This window comes from Pararhodobacter marinus (assembly GCF_003122215.1).
Lineage (GTDB): Bacteria > Pseudomonadota > Alphaproteobacteria > Rhodobacterales > Rhodobacteraceae > Pararhodobacter > Pararhodobacter marinus.
Map to the genome: position 1 here is coordinate 243,023 of NZ_QEYD01000004.1, position 20,403 is coordinate 263,425.

The window sequence follows — 20,403 nt, forward strand, 5'->3', positions numbered from 1 at the left end:
CGGAAAAATGCCATGCAATCGTTACGTTTTCCTGTGATGCCGCTGACCTGCGGCTGTTCCCCCGGGCACCGGCAAGGTCTTGCTGCAGGTGCGAAATGGCGCGGGAGCCAGCCTAGACAGAAATTGGCCTGACTGATATGGAAACCCAGCACATTGGACGTGCCTTTCTTTCTCATCCGGCCGCTCGTTTTTGCGGCGAAAGCATAGTGAATTATGGTCCAGATTGACTCTACCAGATTGCCTGGCGTTCTCGTCATCACGCCGCGCCGTTTCGGCGATGCCCGGGGCTTCTTTTCCGAAACCTGGAATCGCAAGGCGCTTGAAGGCGCCGGGGTGACGCTGCCCGAATTCGTGCAGGACAACCATTCCTTCAGCACCGCCAAGGGCACCCTGCGCGGCCTGCATTATCAGTCGCCGCCCCATGCGCAGGGCAAGCTGGTGCGCTGCGGGCGCGGCAGCCTGCTCGATGTCGCGGTGGATGGGCGCAAGGGCTCGCCGACCTATGGTCAATGGGTGGCCGAGGAACTGAGCTACGAGAACGGGCGCCAGCTCTGGATTCCGGCCGGGTTCCTGCACGGCTTCGTCACGCTCGAACCCGATACCGAGATCATCTACAAATGCACCGATCACTACGCGCCCGATTGCGACGGCGCGGTGCGCTTCGACACGGTCGGGATCGACTGGGGCTTTGATGCCGAAACCGCGGTTCTGTCGGAAAAAGACGCCGCGGCGGTGTCTTTCGCCGAGTGGCAATCCCCTTTCGAATGGAATGACGGATGAAAATTCTTGTGACCGGCGGCGCCGGGTTCATCGGCTCTGCCGTCGTGCGGCAGGCGATCCGTGACGGCCATTCCGTGGTCAATGTCGACGCGCTGACCTATGCCGCCTGCCTTGAAAACGTGGCGAGCGTCTCGAACGCGCCCGGCTATGCGTTCGAGCACGCCGATATCCGCGACCGCGCCGCGCTGGATCGGATCTTTGCCGCGCATGAACCCGACGCGGTGATGCATCTAGCGGCGGAAAGCCATGTCGACCGGTCGATCGACGGCCCCGGCGATTTCGTCGAAACCAACATCACCGGCACCTACAATATGCTGGAAGCCGCGCGCGCCTACTGGGTGCGGCAGGGCAGGCCCGAGAGCTTCCGCTTTCACCATATCTCGACGGACGAGGTGTTCGGTTCGCTGCCCGCCGATCCGTCGGTGAAATTCACCGAAGACACGCCCTACGATCCGCGCAGCCCCTATTCGTCGTCCAAGGCGGCGTCCGACCATCTGGTCCGCGCGTGGCACGAAACCTATGGCCTGCCGGTGGTGCTGACGAATTGTTCCAACAATTACGGGCCGTTCCACTTTCCGGAAAAGCTGATCCCGGTGGTGATCCTGAACGCGCTCGCGGGCAAGCCGCTGCCGATCTACGGCAAGGGCGAGAATATCCGCGACTGGCTGTTCGTCGAGGATCACGCCGACGCGCTGCTCCTTGTGGTCGCCAAGGGCAAGCTGGGCCGGAGCTATAATATCGGCGGCGAGAACGAGCGCACGAACCTTGATCTGGTGAAGACGCTCTGCGGCATCCTCGACGCCAAGAAACCCAAGGCGCAAGGGTCCTATGCCGATCAGATCACCTTCGTGACCGACCGTCCGGGCCACGATGCGCGTTATGCCATCGACCCGAGCCGCATCCGCGAGGAGCTCGGCTGGCGCCCCTCGGTCACGGTCGAGGAAGGGCTCGAGCGGACCGTGCAATGGTATCTCGACAACGAAGCCTGGTGGCGCCCGCTGCAAGAGCGTCACGGCGTCGGCGAACGGCTGGGGACCAAGGCATGAGCATTCTCGTCTTCGGATCGACCGGGCAGGTTGCCACGGAACTGAAGCGACTGGCGCCCGACGCGATCTTTCTGGGCCGCGCGCAGGCCGACCTGTCCGACCCCGCCGCCTGCGCCGCCGCGATCCGCGCGGCGCGGCCAACTGCCGTGATCAACGCCGCCGCCTGGACCGCCGTCGACAAGGCGGAAGCCGAGGAAGCGGCGGCCGAGGTCGTGAACGGCGACGCCCCCACCGCGATGGCGGAGGCCTGCGCCGAGCTGGGCATTCCCTTCGTCCATATCTCGACCGATTACGTCTTTGACGGCGCGGGCGAGACGCCCTTCACGCCCGATCACCCGACCGCGCCGCTGGGCGCCTATGGCCGGACCAAGCTGAAGGGCGAAGAGGGCGTGCGCGCGGCAGGCGGCCCCCATGCGATCCTGCGCACAAGCTGGGTCTTCTCGGCCCATGGCAACAATTTCCTGAAGACGATGCTGCGGCTCGGGGCAGAACGCGACGGGCTGACCGTGGTGGCCGATCAGATCGGCGGCCCGACCCCGGCGTCGGCGATCGCTGAAGCCTGCCTTGCCATCGCCGCGCAACTGAGCGTCGATGCGTCGAAATCGGGCACCTACCACTTCTCGGGCACGCCCGATGCAAGCTGGGCCGATTTCGCGCGCGAGATCATGGCGCAGGCGGGCCTCGACTGCACGATCACGGACATTCCCAGTTCGCAATTTCCGACCCCCGCGAAACGCCCCGCCAATTCGCGCATGGCGTGCGAGACGCTGGCCGTGTTCGGCCTGTCCCGGCCCGACTGGAAGGCCGCGACGACCCAAGCCCTCAAGGATCTCGGAGCGATCACATGACCCAGCGCAAGGGTATTATCCTGGCCGGTGGCTCGGGGACCCGTCTGTACCCGATCACCATCGGCGTCTCGAAGCAGCTTCTGCCGGTCTATGACAAGCCGATGATCTATTACCCGCTTTCGGTGCTGATGCTGTCTGGCATCCGCGAGGTAGCGATCATCACCACGCCGCAGGATCAGGAACAATTCGTTCGTGCGCTGGGCGATGGCTCGCAATGGGGGATGTCGCTGACCTTCATCACCCAGCCCTCGCCCGACGGGCTCGCGCAGGCCTTTACCCTGGCCGAGGATTTCCTTGATGGCGCGCCCTCGGTTCTGGTTCTGGGCGACAACATCTTCTTCGGTCACGGCCTGCCCGAGCTTCTGGCCTCGGCCGACCGGAAGGAAAGCGGCGCGACGGTCTTCGCCTACCGCGTCAGCGACCCCGAGCGCTACGGCGTGGTGGCCTTCGACAAGGACCGCAAGGTCGGCCAGATCGTTGAAAAGCCCAAACAGGCGCCGTCGAATTATGCGGTGACCGGGCTTTACTTCGTCGATGGCGGCGCGCCCGAACGCGCCAAGCGTATCAAGCCCTCGCCGCGCGGCGAGGTTGAGATCGTCGATCTGCTGCAGGGCTATCTGGACGAAGGCGCGCTGACGGTCGAGCTGATGGGGCGCGGCTATGCGTGGCTCGATACCGGCACGCATGGCAGCTTGCTGGACGCCGGCAACTTCGTGCGCACGCTGCAAAGCCGCCAGGGTCTGCAGACCGGCTGCCCGGAAGAGATCGCCTTCTCGAAAGGCTGGATCTCGGCCGATCACCTCGCCAACCTGGCGCGGCCGCTGGCCAAGGGGGAATACGGCAGGCACCTGCTGGCCATCGCCGAAGAGCATCGCTCAAGGTCCTGATGGCGGACGCCCGGCCTCCGGTCTTCTGCGCGGTCGTGTCATGGCGCGGCATGAGGGATGCCGCCGCTGCCATCGCCTCGGCGCTGGAGGGCGTGCTTGACGGGCTTCTGGTCGTCTATTCCAACCCTGACGGGACCGAGGAAACCGGAGCGGGGCGATGGATCCGCGCCGACGAGGCGGATTTTTTCGGCCGCAAGTTCCAGAGGCTTGCGGCCGAGGTTCCTCAGGGCGCCGCGATGCTGCTCATTCAGGCCGATGCTGGCTGCGATGACTGGCCCGGGCTGGCGCGGCGCTGGGCGGATCTGCTGCGGCGTCACCCCACGATCGGCATCTGGACGCCCGAGATCGACAATACCGCCTATCCCTTTGCCCTGACTGCCCGCGGTCAGGGGCCGGAGGACGGGTTGCTGGACGTCACCCAGACCGACGGGATCGTACTGGGCATCGCGCCTGCGGTGCTGGACCGGCTGCGCGGGCTCGATTATGCCGAGAACAATCTGGGCTGGGGGATCGACTGGGCCGCGATATCCTATTGCGGGACCGCCGGGCTGTCGGTGGTGGGCGATCCGCTGGTGCAGGTGTCGCATCCGCCCTCGCGTGGATACGAGGGCGACGCGGCCGGGCGCCAGATGGCCGCGTTCCTGACCCAGCTGACCCCCTCCGAGGCCAATATCCGCGACCGTGTTCAGCGTGACCTGACGCTGACCGCGCAGGAGCAGGGCGGCCGGGTGCACATGCTGGTCTCGGCCTACCGCCCCGATGCGCCGGCGGCAGGCGGTGTCGATCCGGCGCGGCTGGCCAGGTCTGTCGCGGGGCTGCATCTTGTCGCGGGCGGTCTTCTGCTGGCCTCCGCTGAGGACCGGGACACGCCCCTCGGGATCGAGGCCGACGGCCTCTCGCTGCCGCTGTCGCCGGTGCCCGTGGGGGCGTTGCCGGATGTGGTTCCCCTTGCGCCCTCGGTCCCGGCGGGCGCGGTCTGCCGCGATGTCAGCGGTCAGCGCTGGAGCTGTCCGGGGCAGGCGACATGGAGCCTGACCTTCCCTCCCGCGACCGGCCCGGCGCGGGTGCCGCTGTGCGATCCGGTCGAGATTTCGCCCGGCGCCGGGGACCTGACGCTTCTGATGGGGATGGCGGTGCATCGCGGCTATGGCGACCTGCAGGTCAGCTGGCAGGATATCGACGATCCTGGCACCGCGACCCGGCATTTCGTCAAGATGGACCCGGCCTTTTCGGGCACCGCCGCCAAGGGCGATTACCAGGCGGTGCAGCTGCGCATCCCGGCATCGAATGGCGCACGGATCCTGTCGCTGACGCTTTGCGTCTGGCCGGTCAGCCCGGCGCCGAAGGATCCGCTGGTGTTCTTTTTCACCGCGCCGCTGCTTTTGCCGACCGCCCGCGCCGAGAGCCCCGAGATGCCGCTTGTGGTGACGCAGGCGGTCCCGCCGTCGCCCGCGCTGTGGCGGCAGACCCGGATCCCGCCCGGCGCCTCGGCGGTGGATCTGGTGACCGGGGGCATCCACCTGCCGCTTCTGCGGGCCGGTGCCAGCGGCGCGCGCCTGCACCCGCTGGACGAGCCCGGCCGGTTCGAGGCCACCGCGGATCATCCCACGCCCGCGCTTCTGACCCTCGACGGCCGCCCGACCCGGCGCCTGTGGCTGAGCCCGGCCCCCACCCGCCTGCACCTCCCCCGCTTTCCCAACGGCACGGGCGTGGCCCTGTGCGATGTGACGGGCAGCGTGGTGTTGCGAGGCGGTTGATCCTGCGCACCGGGCCGACGAGGATGATCGTCGGTCGAATGGCCGAGAAAAGCCGTTTTCATTGGTCTTCGAGGCCACAAGAGGTAAGGAATAGCTTTGACGCACCGCCTTGAGTTGCCTTCGCGACTGCGCCACAAATTGCCACGTCCGTTGCGTGACCGGCGATAGAAAGTGCACCTGCCCGAACCTTGCGTATGCTGTAACCGAATGTCGAGACAGCGTGTGACAATGTCGGCAAGCTAAGAAATTGCCGTTCAGAGAATAAAGAGAATGCCTTATGACAAAGTCTAAGTTGCTTATCCTGGGTAACAGCCACTCCGAGGCGCTGCCCAGAGATCCGATCGATGGCTATGACCTTGAGATCCACTGGCTCAAGACCAAGGATAATGCGAAATTCGGGACCATGACCTTGCCCGAAGCACGGGAGAAAGCCGCGTCATTGACTGCCAACGATACGCTCGTTCTGATGCATCTGGGGGCTCTCCATAATATCTATGGTTTGCTCAATCACGACGTCCCCTACGGCGTTCTCTTGGACGATGGCACCCGGGTTGGGCCAGAGGACGCGCAGATTATTCCGGTTTCATCCATTCGCGCAGTGTTCCAGAACAAGTTCGAGAGCGACAAGGTCGTTCCCGCGATCAAGGAAGCAACACGAGCACAGGTTGTGCATGTTATGCCGCCGCCTCCCAAAGAAGAGATCCCTGAAAGGTTCAGGAACAAGGGGGGCGACTACCACGGGCGCGGGATCGCTGAGTTCGGCTTCGCGCCAGCAGACCTGCGCCTTGCGCTTTGGAGGATTGAGGAGAGCGCATTGAGCAGTTTCCTCGGAAAACTGGGTATCATGCATTACGCCGCGCCCGCTGAAACGCTGACCGCGACCGGTTTTCTTGCCCCGGACTTCTACGCGAATGACGCAACCCATGCCAACGCGGCGTTCGGTAAACAGCTGATGGATGCCATCGTGCGACTTTCAAAGTCTCGTGCCTACATCTGAGACACCCTGCGAAAGCCGACTATTCCAAACTCCGCTGTCGGGATTCCCTGACACAGGCCAGCGTTAGGAGATTGACATGACTGACCACCCCTACAAATCCCTTCCCGACAAGGCGTTCTGGCGGCGGTCGGTGGCGCGGCCGGCCTTCTCGGCGGTCGATCCGGTCGGGGAGTTCTCGCTCAAGATCGAAAAGGACACCAAGGTGGCGACCGCCGGGTCCTGCTTTGCCCAGCATGTCGCCCGCCATCTGGCGCAGTCCGGGTTCAACTATTTCGTGGTCGAAGAAGGCCACCCGATCCTGCGCGGGCCGGTTCGTGCCGCGCATAATTACGGCACCTTCTCGGCGCGCTACGGCAATATCTATACCGCCCGCCAGCTTCGTCAGCTCATGGATCGCGCCTATGGCCGCTTCACGCCGGCCGAGGCCGCGTGGACCGATCCCGACGGCACCGTCCGCGACCCGTTCCGCCCGACCATCCAGCCCGGCAATTTCGCCTCGGTCGCCGAGATGGAGGTCGACCGCGCCCAGCATTTCGCGGCCGTCCGCCGGATGTTCGAGGAACTCGACGTTTTCGTCTTTACCCTGGGCCTGACGGAATGCTGGGAAAGCCTTGAGGACGGTGCGGTCTTCCCGCTTTGCCCGGGCGTCGAAGGCGGCGACTTCGATCCCGCGAAATACGCCTTCCGCAATCAGGGCGTGGCCGAGATCGTCGAGGACATGAACGCCTTCATCGAGGCCCTGCGCGCGGTCAATCCCACGGCGCAGATGATCGTCACGGTCAGCCCCGTCCCGCTGATGGCGACGGCGACGGAGGGCGCGCATGTGCTCTCGGCCACGACCTATTCCAAGTCGGTCTTGCGCGTCGCCGCCGACATGCTGACGCAACAGCATGACTTCGTGCATTACTTCCCGTCGTTCGAGATCATCACCGGCCCGCATGCGCGCGGTGCCTATTACGCCGACGACCTGCGCAACGTGACCGAGGCGGGCGTCAACCACGTGATGCGCCTGCTGCTGAAACATGCGACGGGCACCATCGTCGAGGCCCCCGAGGACAAGGCTTCCACCAAGGCGGCGCCGGTCAAGGCGGCGGACCGGCCCGCGACCGCGCCAGACGCTGACGAGGATGACAGCCTCGCCGCGGCCCGAGCCTTCGTCGAGGTGGAATGCGACGAGGCGGCGCTCGACCGCTCGTAGGCGTATTGCCGCCGGCAGGGCCGGGGTCTTGACATGGATCAAGGCCGCGAAAGCGGCCGCGGGCGATGGTGTCCTTCACACTTTCGCTTTGACGGAGCAATACCGTGATCAATGTCTTTATCGGCTACGACCCGCGCGAGGCCGTGGCGTATCACGTCTGTGCCAACAGCCTGATCCGCCACGCCTCGCAGCCTCTCGCGCTGACGCCGCTCGCCCTGAAAGGGCTCAAGGGCTATGCCGAAACCCATGACGACGGCTCGAACCAGTTCATCTACAGCCGTTTCCTGTTGCCCCACCTCATGGACTACAAGGGCTGGGCGCTGTTCGTCGACGGCGACATGCTGTTGCGCGACGACGTGGCCAAGCTCTGGGCGCTGCGCGACGAGAGCAAGGCGGTGATGTGCGTGCATCACGACTACAAGACGAAGATGGAAACCAAGTACCTGGGCGCGAAGAACCAGAATTATCCGCGCAAGAACTGGTCCTCGGTCGTGCTGTGGAATTGTGGCCATCCCGCCAACGCGGTCGTCACGCCCGAATTCGTGATGAATGCCACCGGCGCGCAGTTGCACCGCTTCACCTGGCTTGACGACGACCTGATCGGCGAGATCCCGAAGGTCTGGAACTGGCTGCCCGACGAATTCGGCGAGAACCCCGAGGCGAAGCTGTTGCACTGGACGCTGGGCACGCCCTGTTTCCATGAATTCGCCCATGTTCCGATGGCGTCGGAATGGCATCGCGAAAAGCTGCTGACGGATTACTCCCTGCAGCGCGTCATCGACGGACCGTTCGAAGGCGAAGAGGGCTATGGGGCCGCGCAGGACGCGGCTGTCGCGGCCGAGTGATCGCCGCCTTCGCGGGGCCTGTGGCCGGTCGGCAAGACCGTGCCGCAAGTCCCGCATTTCCGTTCCCTTTTTCCGGTTTTGCTCTGGTTATCCGCGCGCCGATGGCGTTAGGGTGATGTCAATTTCCGAGTGCAAGATCGGACGCGTTGAGGCCGTTGGGAGCGGACACGAATGGGTAAGAAGACGAAGTCGCCTGTTGCGCAGCCCGCGAAGGCCGCCGTCTTGGTATTGGGAATGCACCGCTCGGGAACCTCTGCGCTGGCTGGCGTGCTCAGCAAGCTCGGATGCGACCTGCCCAAGGCCATCATGGAACCGTCGCGGGCCAACGCCAAGGGCTTCTTCGAATCCACCGCCGTACGCGATCTGAACGAGGAAATCCTCGCCTCGGCCGGGACGTCCTGGGACGATTTCCTGGCGGTCAATCCGCATTGGACCGACTCGCCCGTCGCTGCCAGCTATTTCGCCCGTGCGGTCGAGTTGGTGCGCACGGATTTTGGCGACAGTCCTCTCATTGTCCTCAAGGATCCGCGTATCTGCCGGCTGGTGCCGTTCTGGACCCGGGTGCTGGAACAGGCCGGCTACAGGGTTCTGCCGATTCTGACCGTGCGCCATCCCGAAGAGGTCGCGCGGTCGCTGCGGCAGAAGAAGAAGTTCAGCCGCGGCCTGAGCCACATGATCTGGCTGCATCACGTGCTGGAAGCCGAGCTCGAGACCCGGGGCACGGCGCGTTACGCGACCAGTTATGACATGCTGATCCGTCGCTGGCCTTTCGTCGTGTCCGAAGCCGCGAAGACGCTGGGCGTGCATTGGCCGCGCGGGCTGGATCAGGTCGAGACGGTGATCGAGGATTTCCTGTCCACCGAACTGCGCCATCATCAGGAACGCCCCGAGGACCAGGGCGATAACCCGCTTCTGGTCGCGTGGCTGCGCAATACCTACGCGATCTTTTCGCGCTGGGCCGAGCAGGGCGAAGACGCCGACGATTACGAGACGCTCGACACGATCCGCGAAGCCTTCAACGACGCAGCCCGCGCTTTCGGGCGTCTGGTCAAGGTCGAACGCGAAGAGCGCCGGCTGCTGAGCGAAGAAATCAAGACGCTGGAAGCGGCTCGCGACAGCCAGCGTCAGCGCGCCGAGGACGCGATCGCCCGGGCCCAGGCCGATACCGGGAAAATGACGGATGACCTGAGCCGGAAAGCTGCTGCGATGAAAGATCTTGAGGTGGCGCTTGCCACCCGCTCGCAGCAGCTTGACGCTGAACAGAAAGCGCGCGCAACGGAAAAGGATGCCCTGACGCGCAAGCTGACCGAACTCGAAGCCGAGCTGAACCGGAAGGCATCGACGGCGGAGAAGCTTGAAGCCGCGCTGGCGGCGCGCAAGCAGCAGCTCGAAGACGAACAGACCACCCGCCGCAACGACAAAGATATCCTGACCAAGAAGCTGCTGGCCGCGCGGGACGAGGCCGCCGCCTCGGAGCGCGCCCTTGCCGAGGCTCTCGCCGCAAGCGAGGCCCGCGGCCAAGAGGTCGAGCGCCTGAGCGCGACATTGCGGGCCGAACAAGCGCGCGCGACCGCGGGCGAGCGGGACAAGGCCACGCTGCTCGCCGAGCACAAGACCCTGACCGACCGCTTCGAAAACCAGCGCGCCGAGTATGAGCGGCTGAAAGACTCCGTATCGGCGCGCGATCAAGAGCTGGCGCAGCTGACGCTCGTGATCACGCAAAGCGATCGCGAAATATCGCGTCTGGGCAAGGAATTGACCGACGCCGAGGCCCAGCGTGAAGCCAGCCGGGCCGAGCTCGAGGCGCTTGGAAACGAGCTGGCGCAGGTTCGCAGCGCGCTGCTGCAGCGTCAGCATGAAGCGGAAACAACGGCGGCCGAGCTGTCGCAGGCAAAGGCCGAGTTGTCGGATGCAAGAGCCGAGTTGTCAGAGGCCCAGGCCGGGCTCTCGCAAATGCAGGCCGCGCTCTCGGAGACGCGGAACGACTTGTCCGAGGCAAGAACCGAACAAGCGCGCGAGGCCGAGGCGGCAACGCGGCTGCGCGCGGATCTGGAAACCGCGCGCAAATCGGCCCAGGAAATGCAGGACCACCTGCAGGACCGGTTCCGCGAGGTTGCCACGCTGACGCAATACGCGATGAAACAGCAGGGCGAGATCGACACGCTGCATTCCCGGGTCGCCACGCTGGGCGACAAGCTCGCAAAGGGCGAAAGCGCGAATGCGGTCCTGAGCCGCGACAGTGCGCAGCGCGTCAGCGAGATGGCGGCACTGCATGTCGATCTGTCGAGCCTGCGTTATGACCTTTCCGCGGCGATGCAGGAGCGTGACGCGCTGGCCCGGGAAGTGGCGGCGCTTCGCAGCAGCACCTCTTGGCGGATCACCGGCCCGTTGCGGCGGATGATCCGGCTGGTCCGGCGCGGCTGACGTTCAGCCTGCTGCTGTCATCCCCTGAGAAACCGCGCCCCGGTGGCGTGCCTGCGCTGCTTCGAGAACGCGCATGACCTGCTCGCCCAGTCGGGCATGGCTGTAGTCCCGCCGCAGCTTGTCCTGCGCCGCGCCGATCATGGCCTGTCTGCGTGCCGGGTCCAGCAGCAGCGTTTCTATGGCCGCGATCCAGTCGTCGGTGCCGCGCGCCAGCAATCCGCATCCCCCGGCGCAGGCTTGTGCGTAAACTGGCAGATCCGAGGCCACCGTGGCGATGCCCGCCGCAGTGTATTCGACCCATTTGGTATCGGCCTTGCAGCGGTTGAACGCGTTGTCTTCAAGCGGTGCCAGCCCGACCCACCAGCCGAGCGAGCGCAACTGCGGCATGAACCTGTCGTATCCCACGACAAAGGGGAGATGGCGCACGCGGGGACCGTATGCGCTCAGCTCTTGCGGCATCTCGATGGTGCCGAACAGCTCGAAATGCAGGGTGGGTATTCGGTCGAGCAGCGTCCGGATCGCCGGCAGGACCATGGCCAGGTCCGCCGAATGCCCGCCGGTTCCCATATAGCCCAGAACCGGCCCCTGGGCGGGCAGCAGCCGGCTGTGGGTTTCATCCGGCGCAACAGAACAATACAGGTCGCCCGCCATGATCGGTGTTTCGATCCCGTGGTCTTGCAGCCGCTCGGCCAGAACCGGAGTCGAGGCATAGACCAGATCGGCGCTTTCGATATTGGCGCGCAGCACCGCCAGACGTTCGGGATCGTTGTAGATCGCGAATTTATGCGCGCCCAGGCTTTCAGGCACTGCCAGCAGGTCGTCGTCGAGATGAAAAACCAGCGCAATGTCCCGCGCGCGCGCGTACTCGGCCCAGATCTTTCCCTGGGGCCAGGTGTAGCGCGACAGCACCAGAATATCGGGCGCGATGTCCTGCAGGCGCGCGTCGATGGCGGCGGGGTCTTGGCGGTGCGGGTCGAGGATGACCTCGACCCCCGGCATCCCGGCCAGAGGCTGGCCGAAGCTGATGACCTGCGTCGCCGCGGCGCCGCGCTCTTCGTCGCCGACGACCAGAACCTTGAGCGAGGGGGACATTCCGTCAGCCCGTCATGCCAAGGTCTTCGGGCGTGAGCGTGCGCCGAAGTGCCGCCATCGGCCCCGTTTTCCCCTGGCCCTTGCGCTTGTTGACCAGCCGCGCGGCCATGTCGAAGACATCGAGAACCTGCTCTTTCAGCCTTTCGCTGGAATAGACGGTTTCCAGATATTCCTGCGCACGGCGGGCCGTTTCGTAGCGCTCTTCGGGGTTGTCGGTCAGTTCCTGCAGCGTCTGTTCCCAGGCGTCGTCGTCGATCAGCCGGCCCCGTCCGCCGGCGGCGCAATCGTCATAGACCAGTCCCCGGCTGGCAATCGTGGCCATGCCGCAGGCGGTGTACTCGACCCATTTCGTGTTCGCCTTGACCTCGTTGAAGGCGGTCTTGGCCAGCGGGCAGATGCCGATGTCCCATTTGCGATCGGCGAGTGTCTGCAGAAAGGCTGCGTAATCGCGCACCGGCGCGACCTCGACCACCCGATCACCGAACTGCCGCAGCACATCGGGCAGGGGGATCGATCCGAATAGCTCGAACGTCACCTCAGGGTTGCGCTTGAGATAGCGTTCAAGCGCGGGCAGGGCGATTTCGAAATCATGCGCGTGGTCGAAGCCCATATAGCCGACCTTGCGCACCGGACCGCGCTCGGCCCGGCGCATCACCGTCGAGGCGCAATAGATCTGCCCGGCGACGGCGGGTCCGTAGAAATTGAGCTGGCGGAACCGATCCTTGAGCTTGCGCGTCGAGCAATAGCGCAGATCCGCCTTGTTCAGCAGCGTCGTCACCGTCTGAATGCGCGCGGGGTGATTGTGCATGATCCACTTCTTCTCGCCGATCTCGCGCGGGATGTTCAGCAGATCGTCATCGACATGGAAGATCACCGGCACGTCGTTCTTGCGGCCGTATTCCAGCACCGCCCCGGCATGGGCCGCGCTATAGCGGCAGCAGACGATCAGGTCGGGCTTTTTCTCGGCGATCTGCTGGATGAACCAGGCGCGGCCCTCGGCCCCGGCGGAGTTCTTGCCGAACTTGTCCTTCAGATCGTCGCCGGTCAGCATGAGCGGCTCGATCTCGCCGGAATCGAAGAGCGGTTTCAGCGGCTTGAGGAACGAAAGCTGCAGCGTCGGGATCAGGGCATTGGCGACGAACAGCAACCGTTTGGGCGTGATGCGCCCGGGTTCGGCAGAAGTCGCGGCGGATGTCACGCTGCCGACCGGAAAGGGCGGGGGCACCGGGCGGGCAGAGCCGCTGGTGCCCGCGACCAGAAGCCGGGCAAAGCGGCGATAGACTTCGGCGGGGTCCGAAGGCATCTGCAGCTTGCGCAGGAATGCGCTCTGCCGCTCGAGCAGCATCTCGGGGCGCAGGCGCACATCGCGCTCGAAAGCCAGCCAGTCGTCGAGCGTGCTGATCTCGGCCAGCCCGTCGTAATTCCCCGCATCCATCACCCCGCCCGGATCGCGCCAGACGCCCACCGGGATCCCGGCGAGGATCATGTCGAACACGACCGTCGACGGCGCCGAGATGCCGTAATCGTAGCCGCGTAGATTGACATGGTACATCGGCAGGTTGTTGAGCCGCACATTGTCGGGCAGCGCGATGTTGTTGCGCAGCACGTATTGCCCGCCGGGATGCGGACGAAGCGTGACCTCGGCGTCGCGCTTGGCCATCTCTGCGCAAAAATCGAAAAAGATGTCCATGAAGGACGCCTTGTGATCGCCCGTCGCGCTCAGCCGGACCGAGTGCAGGTTCTCGCAGACCATGCCGCCATTCTGTGGCGGGTGGTCGGGATGGTCCGAGCCGGGCGCCAGCAGCAGCATCGGCGGCCCCGAGACGTAGAGCTTGGCGCGTTCGCTCGCCGGCAGCGCGGTCATGACGGCGGGATCGAACCAGCTGCACACGACATCGGCGGCGAAATGGATGTTGCGGCCATGCGCGACCACGTGCTCGCGGCTCTGGCGGAAACCCACGCATTCAAACCCGTGCTGCAGCGTCACGCGCAGATAGCCCGGAGGCGCCACCCGCAGAACGTCATGGGTCTGGCGATGCGCGTTCAGGTCGGATTCGCTGGCGGCGATGATCATGCCGCTGCCGCCCTGCAACACGGCATAGGCTTCGCTGATATCGCCGAAGCGGTGCAGGCTCGCGCCCGTGTCTGCGGCCAGTTCCGCCAGTTCGCGCTGCCAGATCCTTTGTCCGTCGCGGGTGATGAAGGCATCGCTGATCAGGAAACCCACATCGGCATCGGTTTCACGCACGGTCAGATAGACCAGCCCGCGCACGACGTTCACGTCCTGCAGCAGGTTGATGATGAAAAAGACCGTCTTTCGCTGTTCAGGCATGGGCGGCACCGTTTTGTTGGGCTTCGATTTCAGGCGACCAGTAGGGCGAACTGGATTCCGACAGGAACAGGTGGGGGGTGTCGAAGATCAGGTTGGCGATCTCGGCCATCAGGGCCATGTCGGGTCGATAGCGCGATTGCTCTTCCAGCTCGTGCCGGGGGGCCGAGACCTGCCGCATCGGGCGCAATCCGGGCAGGTCGTCCCGGGTGAGGCGCAGGGTCGGCTGCGGATCGCCGCCTTTAGGCGGGGCGATCTCGCTGACCCGGGCACGCCAGTGCTTCGACAAACGGGCGACCGACCGGTCCCGCAGCACGACGTCCAGAAATTGGCCCTCGGGATCCGATCGGATCGACAGGTCGAAAGCCAGCTTCGCGGTGGTGCGCGGCGAGGCGGCCGACAGGTAGCCCCGGCGCTGCACCTGTTTGTGGATCTCGCCTTGCGGCCGGCTGCCTTGCAGTACGATGACCGGCTTTTCGCCGGGCCAGTCATGCGGCGCGGGCCGGGGCAGGGTTTCCAGAAAATCGGCGAGCCGCTTCGCTTCGACCTCGGCCGAGCCGAGACTGTCCATCAGTGCTCCCAGATCGGCCAGCGTCTGCGGCCGCACGCGCAGCGTATCGGCGTCCAGATGGTCCAGCAACTCGCCCAGGTCGCGGTAGATGAAGGGAGCCAGCGTCTGGTAAAGCGGAAAGCCGGTGGACAGGACCTGCGATCCGCCCGCCAGAACCGAAACCGCGCGGTTGAGCGATTTCACCGTGCTGAACTCCTGCCCGTTGACCGGCAGGAAACAGAACAGGCTGTCGGCGATCAGCGCGGTTTCCGCCTCTTCGGTCCATTCGTCGACCAGACAGGGGACCGGCAGACGCGCGATCATCTCCAGCCGCCGGGGATCCAGCGCCCGGCGGTTGGTCAGGATGCGCAGGCGCGGCTGGTAGCCCCGCGCGCGGCATTGCAGAAGCTGGCCTGCAAAGGCGCTGAGATCTTCCAGTCCCAGCGAGAAATACGGGTTGTCGCCGATCCCGAACCAGCCGATATCCAGAACCCGGCTGGCGCGTGTGCGCTCGGCCACCGCGCGCAGCCTGTCAGCCAGCGCTGCACCCTCCCAGCCGCTGGCGGGGTCGTTCATCACCAGAAGCGGCAGATCGGGCACCAGCCGCACCAGCCGGTCGCGCATGTTCGGCGTCGAGCACAGGCCGAAATCGACCTGCGCCGTCATCATGCGGAACCATGCGCGTAGATGCATGAAGGCCGCATCCTGCGTCTGACTGTAATAATCGTCGAAGAAATCGATGCCCACCGCGCAGCCTTCGGCGCGCAGCCGGCGGGTCAGCAACAGCGAGCGCACGTCGTGGCATTTACTGATCAGGTAGATATCGCCGGCCCTTTCGGGCGCCGCCATCGCCTCGTCGATGGGTTGCAGCGCAAAGCTGTGGCCCAGCGCCTCGATCCGAGGGCGGATGCGTTCGTAGCGGATGCGCACCCCCGCGGTCTTGCGCCATTCGGCATTGGGGATGATGACGACGATCCGCATCAGAACAATTCCCGCAACACCGTCACGCGGCGAAAGATCGATTCCCACAGCGCCGGTCGCAGGTATTGCGTGCCGACCGGGTCGATCTCGTCGCGGCGCACATAGTCGCCCAGATATCCCGCCCGCACTTTCGAGGTGCACAAGTGGCGATACCCCGCGTCCAGCGCATCGAGGCCAAGCTGGATATCGGCGGCATGGTCGGGCACCGAGCCATCGGGCATCGGCAGATCGGCCAGCACCGCGCGCCGCCACAGCGACAGCGGCAGCGCATTGGCGACCACGGCATAATCCGCCGAGGGCAGGGGCTGGAACGTGTCGGGTTCGTTGAAACCCAGCGCCGGGGCCGAGGAGAAAGACACGCGCGACGGGAACAGCCCGCCCACCGCCGGGCTGATCACGGCGCTTTTCTTGACCACGCGCTCGGCCAGCAGAAGGCAACTGGCCGAGGCCGCATCGGGCGCGCCGTCAAGCATCGCCTTGAGCGTGCTCAGCGTCTGCGGGTCGTACGGCACGACGCGGTCGTCCAGCGTCAGCAGCCACTCGGTATCGCTGTCCGCGGCAAGGCTGCGCAGGTCGGTGCCGGTGGCGGTCTCGCGCCAGCCGCCCGTGCCGAGCGTGCCATCCAGACAGGCGCGCAAGGCGGCCTTGTCCGGACCCGCCAGGCGGACGGTAACCTCCGCCTTCGCCATCGCCAGTACGTTGCGCAAGAGCTCTTCCAACCGCGCGGGGTCATGCGCGGTCAGGATCACCTGAAGCGACCCGATCTTGGCCGGCTTGGCGGATTTCTCGGCGGCATCCGGGGCCGTGGGCAGCATCAGACGCGTCGGATGCGGCGGGTTCCGGGGGCGGAACAGCACGGCGACCGGGATCGGAACGGCGCTTGCGTCGGTCTCTGTTGCCATCCCCTGACCGGCCATCCCGATCGAGGGCTGCGACGGGTCCGACGCCGGCCCTTGCGCCGGGGTCACCATCCAGCGCGGGCGCAGGTTGGACTCTTCGGCCACCAGATAGGGGGCGGCGGAAGAGTCGGGCAGGTCCGCGTCGAGCCGCCGCGACACCAGCACCGACAGCGTCGGAACACCGCAACCGGGCAGGGACAGCGTCACGCCCCCGGTATCGTCCGGCCGGGAAAGCACGCGTTCGCCCAGCATGTCGCGCAACGCCGCCTCGCCCTGCGTCAGGGTCTGGCCCGGCGCGTCGAGAGGGGCCACCGACAGACCGAACAGCGCATCCAGCCAGTCGAGCGTCGGCGCGGCGAATAACGGCTCGGCCCCCGTGGCGCCTTGCAGCGAAACGCGGATCCCGGCAAGCGAGGCCGCGTTGCCGCCGGTCTTGCCCAGCTTCTCGCGCACCAGCATTTCCGACAGCGCCCAAAGCGAATCCACCGGGTTCGCGGTGCGTTGAAGCGCCTTTGCCTCGGCCCCGTGCAGACCGCCGGGGGCAAGCGACGGGAAGGCCAGCAGCGCAATCGATTGCACCGTGCCGTCCGGGGCGCTCGCCTGCACGAGAACCGGCATCAGCGGATGAACCAGCGCGATGTCCCACAGCGCCGGACCCTCGGCGGGTAGGACCAGCGTGTCGCCCGCCGGATGCATCTGGTCAGGCTTTTCCGGAACCGCCTGGAACGCGCTGAGCATCCAGCCCGCGCTGCCCTCGCCGCCGGTCAGCCGCAGCCGCAGTGCGCCGGTGGTCTCGTGCCACAGGCTTTCGATGCGCAGCGTGCCGGTTTGAAACGGCTCGAACGCGGTCATGCTGCCCGCCGGGCGCGCGGCGGCTCTTCCCGGCGCGGGCAGGCCGAACAGCCGGGCATAGGTGTTCAGCGCGACAAGCACGCCGGCATCGGCATGCGGCGCTTCGGCCAGCGCGGACAGGCTTTGCGGTTTGGCCCTTTCGGTCAGACCCGACAGCACTGTCCCGGGGACCGTGGCCGCCGCATTGAACCCCGCGGGGCGGTCGATGATCGGGCCCGGCCGGGTGGGGCGCGGGATGACGAGTTCCGGCGCAGCGGCCGGCGCCGGACCCGCGGCGGGCGCGGGGTCGGGTTGCAGGTGGGGAAGGATCGGGCGCGGCTTCGGCGCATCGGCACTGGGCTGCCGCCCGAGCATCCGGCCAAAGCGCTGGTAATGCTCGGCCGGGTCCATCCCCGTCAGCGCCACGTCGGGATAGGTGGCGACGTACCACTCGGGATCGAACGCAGCATCAAGGACAGTGCTCATGAATTCGGTTCCTGAAATTCGGATCGCGCGAAAGACGGCGCGGGTCTGCAAAAGGTCTCGGTCAGTGGAGGACGCGGCCAATTCCGCGTCGCGCTTCGGTTCGGGTCGCTTTGTGGCCCCTCTTCAGGGTCAGGGCCGCGAGAAAAAAGCCGCTCATAGCCTGCCATCGGGATGTGACGGATGAAAAACTGCGGGGTACCCAACGTGAAAAAAGACGCATCCCGGTGCGATCCCGCCCTGTGCGCAGACGCAAGCGTCCGGCGCGGCGGGCTGCGGGATGCAAGACCCGGATATCGGCTTCATGGTGAACGATGACGGGCATTGTTTTCCAGTCTCCGGTCATTGTTTGGCCTGTTGCGATATCATCTGCTCAGACATTACGCGGCCAGCGCGGTCGGGCGCCCAATTTAGGGACGCTGCGGTGCAGCAATGTCAAGGAGTCGGGCGGGATCGCTGCGCGGTCTCGTCGCTTTGTGATCCCGGCCCGCCCGGATTTGGCTCAGGCGACGCCTGCGCGCAGACATTCATGCAGCCGCAACAGGCCGACAGGACGTTGGGACTCGTCAAGAACAACCAGCGCGTTCACCTTGCGCGCATTCATGATCGCCATCGCCTCCGCCGCCAGCATGTCGGGCGGCGCGGTCTGCGGCGAACGCGTGGCGACATCGCCCGCGGTCTTTTCCAGCAAGCCTTCGATGTTGCGGCGAATATCTCCGTCCGAGATGACCCCGGCCAGCGCTCCTTCGGCATCGACGACGCAGGCGATGCCGAAGCCCGCGCGGGTCATGGTGATCAGCGTCTCGCCCATCGGCGCATCGCTTGGCACGATCGGGATCTCCGTCGCATCGTGCATGAGCTGATGCACCTGCGCCAGTTTCGAGCCCAGCTTGCCGCCGGGGTGGAAGATGCGGAAATGTTCGTGCACGAAGCCGCGCTGCTGCATCAGCGCCACGGCCAGCGCGTCGCCCAGAGCCAGCGTCAGCGTCGTCGAAGTGGTGGGGGCCATGCCGATCGAGCAGGCCTCGGGCGCATCGGGCAGCAGCAGCCGGAGGTCGGCGGCGCGCATCAGCGTGCTCTCGGCCTTGCGCGAAATGGCAATCATCGGGATCGCGAAGCGGCGGGTATGGCTGATGATGTCGCCCAGCTCGGTGGTTTCGCCGGAATTCGAGATCAGGATGCAGACATCGTCATTCGTGACCATCCCCAGATCGCCATGGCTGGCTTCGGACGGGTGGACGAATTGCGACGGCGTCCCGGTCGAGGCGAGGGTCGCGGCGATCTTGCGGGCGATGTGACCCGACTTGCCGATACCGCTCAGGATGACGCGGCCCCTGCAATCCAGGATTGTTTCGACGCTGGCGATGAAATCCTCGGGCAAGGCCTCGGCCATCTGCAGAACGGCGTTGCCTTCGACCGCCAGGACGCGCGCGGCGGCGGCGCGCACCAGATCGGCGTCGACGCTTTTGCGGGCAGCAATGGTCTTGGGATACATGTGAAAAGCCTATAATTAAGACAAAATGCTATGTAGAGATGCAGGTTCGGAACGCTTGCACAGAAGCCACGCAATTTGATGGGGGCGGCCTAAACTCTCTCTTCCGGTTTGTCTACCGTCGGTGGCAAAACGTGGCAAGTGTACGCTCAGGCTTCGGCGCCCCGGGTTGCTGAACTGACATTTTGCACCGATAAGAAGAGCAAGTAGCCTCCGAAAGCGGCTGGCCGGTAAAAACGGAGATTTCACAATGAGCAAGAAACTTAAGATCTATGTCGGCTACGATTCCCGCGAGGACATCGCGTGGCAGGTCGCGCGTCACTCGACCTTGCGCCATACCTCGGGCGATGTCGAGATTTACCCGCTGCGGCAGCCGACCCTTCGCGAACTGGGTCTTTACACCCGCCCCGCCGACAACGCGACGACCGAGTTCTCGCTGACCCGCTTCCTGACGCCGTATCTGGCGGCGCATGACGGCTGGTCGGTCTTCATGGATTGCGATTTCCTCGTGACCCGCGACATCACCGAGATCTTCGACCTGCTCGACGACAGCAAGGCGCTGTACTGCGTGCAGCACGACTACACGCCCGCCAACATGATCAAGATGGATGGCAAGCAGCAAAGCGTCTATCCGCGCAAGAACTGGTCGTCCTTCATGGCGTTCAACGGCGCGCATCCGAAGGTGAAGGCGCTGACGCCCGAAGTGGTGAACACCGAAAGCCCGGGCTACCTGCACCGTTTCACCTGGCTCGACGATTCCGAGATCGGCGAACTGGACCGCGAGTGGAACTTCCTCGAGGGCGAGTACGAGAAGCCCGACCAGATCCCGATGTGCGTGCATTACACGAATGGTGGCCCGTGGTTCGACGACTGGCAGGATGTCGATTTCGGCGACGAATGGCGCGCCGAGCGCGACCTCTACCTCGCCTCGGCGCAGTCGCAGGCGGCTGAATGAGGCGACACG

Annotated in this window: 15 protein-coding genes; 10 read left to right on the forward strand and 5 right to left on the reverse strand. The window is 65.3% G+C overall.

Annotated features, from left to right (window positions below):
- Nucleotides 1-213: 213 nt before the first annotated feature.
- From rfbC to C4N9_RS08055, 9 genes are all read left to right on the forward strand, one after another.
- Nucleotides 214-780, forward strand: coding sequence for a dTDP-4-dehydrorhamnose 3,5-epimerase (rfbC, locus tag C4N9_RS08015; protein ID WP_109532792.1), 567 nt, complete (start codon nt 214-216; stop codon nt 778-780).
- Nucleotides 777-1,826 carry a dTDP-glucose 4,6-dehydratase gene (gene rfbB / locus C4N9_RS08020; RefSeq protein WP_109532793.1) on the forward strand — a complete coding sequence of 350 codons (1,050 nt, stop codon included), beginning with the start codon at nt 777-779 and terminating at the stop codon, nt 1,824-1,826. The genes rfbC and rfbB overlap by 4 nt, the downstream gene beginning before the upstream one ends.
- Nucleotides 1,823-2,674, forward strand: coding sequence for a dTDP-4-dehydrorhamnose reductase (gene rfbD / locus C4N9_RS08025; RefSeq protein WP_109532794.1), 852 nt, complete (start codon nt 1,823-1,825; stop codon nt 2,672-2,674). Before rfbB ends, rfbD begins: the two co-directional genes overlap by 4 nt.
- A complete protein-coding gene (rfbA, locus tag C4N9_RS08030) occupies nt 2,671-3,561 on the forward strand; it encodes a glucose-1-phosphate thymidylyltransferase RfbA (RefSeq protein ID WP_109532795.1) in 891 nt (296 codons plus the stop codon). Before rfbD ends, rfbA begins: the two co-directional genes overlap by 4 nt.
- Nucleotides 3,561-5,318 (forward strand): hypothetical protein, encoded by a 1,758-nt coding sequence (locus C4N9_RS08035; RefSeq protein WP_109532796.1) that lies wholly within the window; start codon nt 3,561-3,563, stop codon nt 5,316-5,318. Before rfbA ends, C4N9_RS08035 begins: the two co-directional genes overlap by 1 nt.
- A 277-nt stretch (nt 5,319-5,595) precedes the next feature.
- Nucleotides 5,596-6,315 carry a hypothetical protein gene (locus C4N9_RS08040; RefSeq protein WP_109532797.1) on the forward strand — a complete coding sequence of 240 codons (720 nt, stop codon included), beginning with the start codon at nt 5,596-5,598 and terminating at the stop codon, nt 6,313-6,315.
- Nucleotides 6,316-6,391: 76 nt separating this feature from the next.
- On the forward strand, nt 6,392-7,513 hold the full coding sequence (locus tag C4N9_RS08045) for a GSCFA domain-containing protein (protein WP_109532798.1): 1,122 nt from the start codon (nt 6,392-6,394) through the stop codon (nt 7,511-7,513).
- A gap of 104 nt (nt 7,514-7,617) precedes the next feature.
- On the forward strand, nt 7,618-8,358 hold the full coding sequence (locus C4N9_RS08050) for a glycosyltransferase (protein WP_109532799.1): 741 nt from the start codon (nt 7,618-7,620) through the stop codon (nt 8,356-8,358).
- A 171-nt stretch (nt 8,359-8,529) separates the two neighbouring features.
- Nucleotides 8,530-10,782 (forward strand): hypothetical protein, encoded by a 2,253-nt coding sequence (locus C4N9_RS08055; protein ID WP_146195137.1) that lies wholly within the window; start codon nt 8,530-8,532, stop codon nt 10,780-10,782.
- A gap of 3 nt (nt 10,783-10,785) precedes the next feature.
- Here the strand turns inward: C4N9_RS08055 and C4N9_RS08060 are convergent, their stop codons facing one another.
- From C4N9_RS08060 to C4N9_RS08080, 5 genes are all read right to left on the reverse strand, one after another.
- On the reverse strand, nt 10,786-11,874 hold the full coding sequence (locus C4N9_RS08060; protein WP_109532801.1) for a glycosyltransferase family protein: 1,089 nt from the start codon (nt 11,872-11,874) through the stop codon (nt 10,786-10,788).
- A gap of 4 nt (nt 11,875-11,878) precedes the next feature.
- Entirely contained in the window at nt 11,879-14,206 is a 2,328-nt protein-coding gene (locus C4N9_RS08065; RefSeq protein ID WP_109532802.1) for a glycosyltransferase family protein, read from the reverse strand.
- Nucleotides 14,199-15,734: a hypothetical protein gene (locus C4N9_RS08070; RefSeq protein ID WP_109532803.1), complete on the reverse strand. Its 1,536-nt coding sequence runs from the start codon at nt 15,732-15,734 to the stop codon at nt 14,199-14,201. Before C4N9_RS08070 ends, C4N9_RS08065 begins: the two co-directional genes overlap by 8 nt.
- On the reverse strand, nt 15,734-17,950 hold the full coding sequence (locus C4N9_RS08075) for a hypothetical protein (protein ID WP_109532804.1): 2,217 nt from the start codon (nt 17,948-17,950) through the stop codon (nt 15,734-15,736). Before C4N9_RS08075 ends, C4N9_RS08070 begins: the two co-directional genes overlap by 1 nt.
- Before the next feature lie 499 nt (nt 17,951-18,449).
- On the reverse strand, nt 18,450-19,442 hold the full coding sequence (locus C4N9_RS08080) for a KpsF/GutQ family sugar-phosphate isomerase (RefSeq protein WP_109532805.1): 993 nt from the start codon (nt 19,440-19,442) through the stop codon (nt 18,450-18,452).
- A 247-nt stretch (nt 19,443-19,689) separates the two neighbouring features.
- Between C4N9_RS08080 and C4N9_RS08085 the strand changes: the two genes are divergently transcribed.
- Complete coding sequence (locus tag C4N9_RS08085; RefSeq protein ID WP_109532806.1) at nt 19,690-20,394, forward strand: glycosyltransferase; 705 nt, start codon at nt 19,690-19,692, stop codon at nt 20,392-20,394.
- Nucleotides 20,395-20,403: the final 9 nt, after the last annotated feature.

Excerpts from the sequence above, each read along its gene's own strand:
- rfbC (WP_109532792.1), top strand. The coding sequence starts at position 214 with ATGGTCCAGATTGACTCTACCAGATTGCCTGGCGTTCTCGTCATCACG.
- rfbB (WP_109532793.1), top strand. The coding sequence starts at position 777 with ATGAAAATTCTTGTGACCGGCGGCGCCGGGTTCATCGGCTCTGCCGTC.
- rfbD (WP_109532794.1), top strand. The coding sequence starts at position 1,823 with ATGAGCATTCTCGTCTTCGGATCGACCGGGCAGGTTGCCACGGAACTG.
- rfbA (WP_109532795.1), top strand. The coding sequence starts at position 2,671 with ATGACCCAGCGCAAGGGTATTATCCTGGCCGGTGGCTCGGGGACCCGT.
- C4N9_RS08035 (WP_109532796.1), top strand. The coding sequence starts at position 3,561 with ATGGCGGACGCCCGGCCTCCGGTCTTCTGCGCGGTCGTGTCATGGCGC.
- C4N9_RS08040 (WP_109532797.1), top strand. The coding sequence starts at position 5,596 with ATGACAAAGTCTAAGTTGCTTATCCTGGGTAACAGCCACTCCGAGGCG.
- C4N9_RS08045 (WP_109532798.1), top strand. The coding sequence starts at position 6,392 with ATGACTGACCACCCCTACAAATCCCTTCCCGACAAGGCGTTCTGGCGG.
- C4N9_RS08055 (WP_146195137.1), top strand. The coding sequence starts at position 8,530 with ATGGGTAAGAAGACGAAGTCGCCTGTTGCGCAGCCCGCGAAGGCCGCC.
- C4N9_RS08060 (WP_109532801.1), bottom strand. The coding sequence starts at position 11,874 with ATGTCCCCCTCGCTCAAGGTTCTGGTCGTCGGCGACGAAGAGCGCGGC.
- C4N9_RS08065 (WP_109532802.1), bottom strand. The coding sequence starts at position 14,206 with ATGCCTGAACAGCGAAAGACGGTCTTTTTCATCATCAACCTGCTGCAG.
- C4N9_RS08070 (WP_109532803.1), bottom strand. The coding sequence starts at position 15,734 with ATGCGGATCGTCGTCATCATCCCCAATGCCGAATGGCGCAAGACCGCG.
- C4N9_RS08075 (WP_109532804.1), bottom strand. The coding sequence starts at position 17,950 with ATGAGCACTGTCCTTGATGCTGCGTTCGATCCCGAGTGGTACGTCGCC.
- C4N9_RS08080 (WP_109532805.1), bottom strand. The coding sequence starts at position 19,442 with ATGTATCCCAAGACCATTGCTGCCCGCAAAAGCGTCGACGCCGATCTG.
- C4N9_RS08085 (WP_109532806.1), top strand. The coding sequence starts at position 19,690 with ATGAGCAAGAAACTTAAGATCTATGTCGGCTACGATTCCCGCGAGGAC.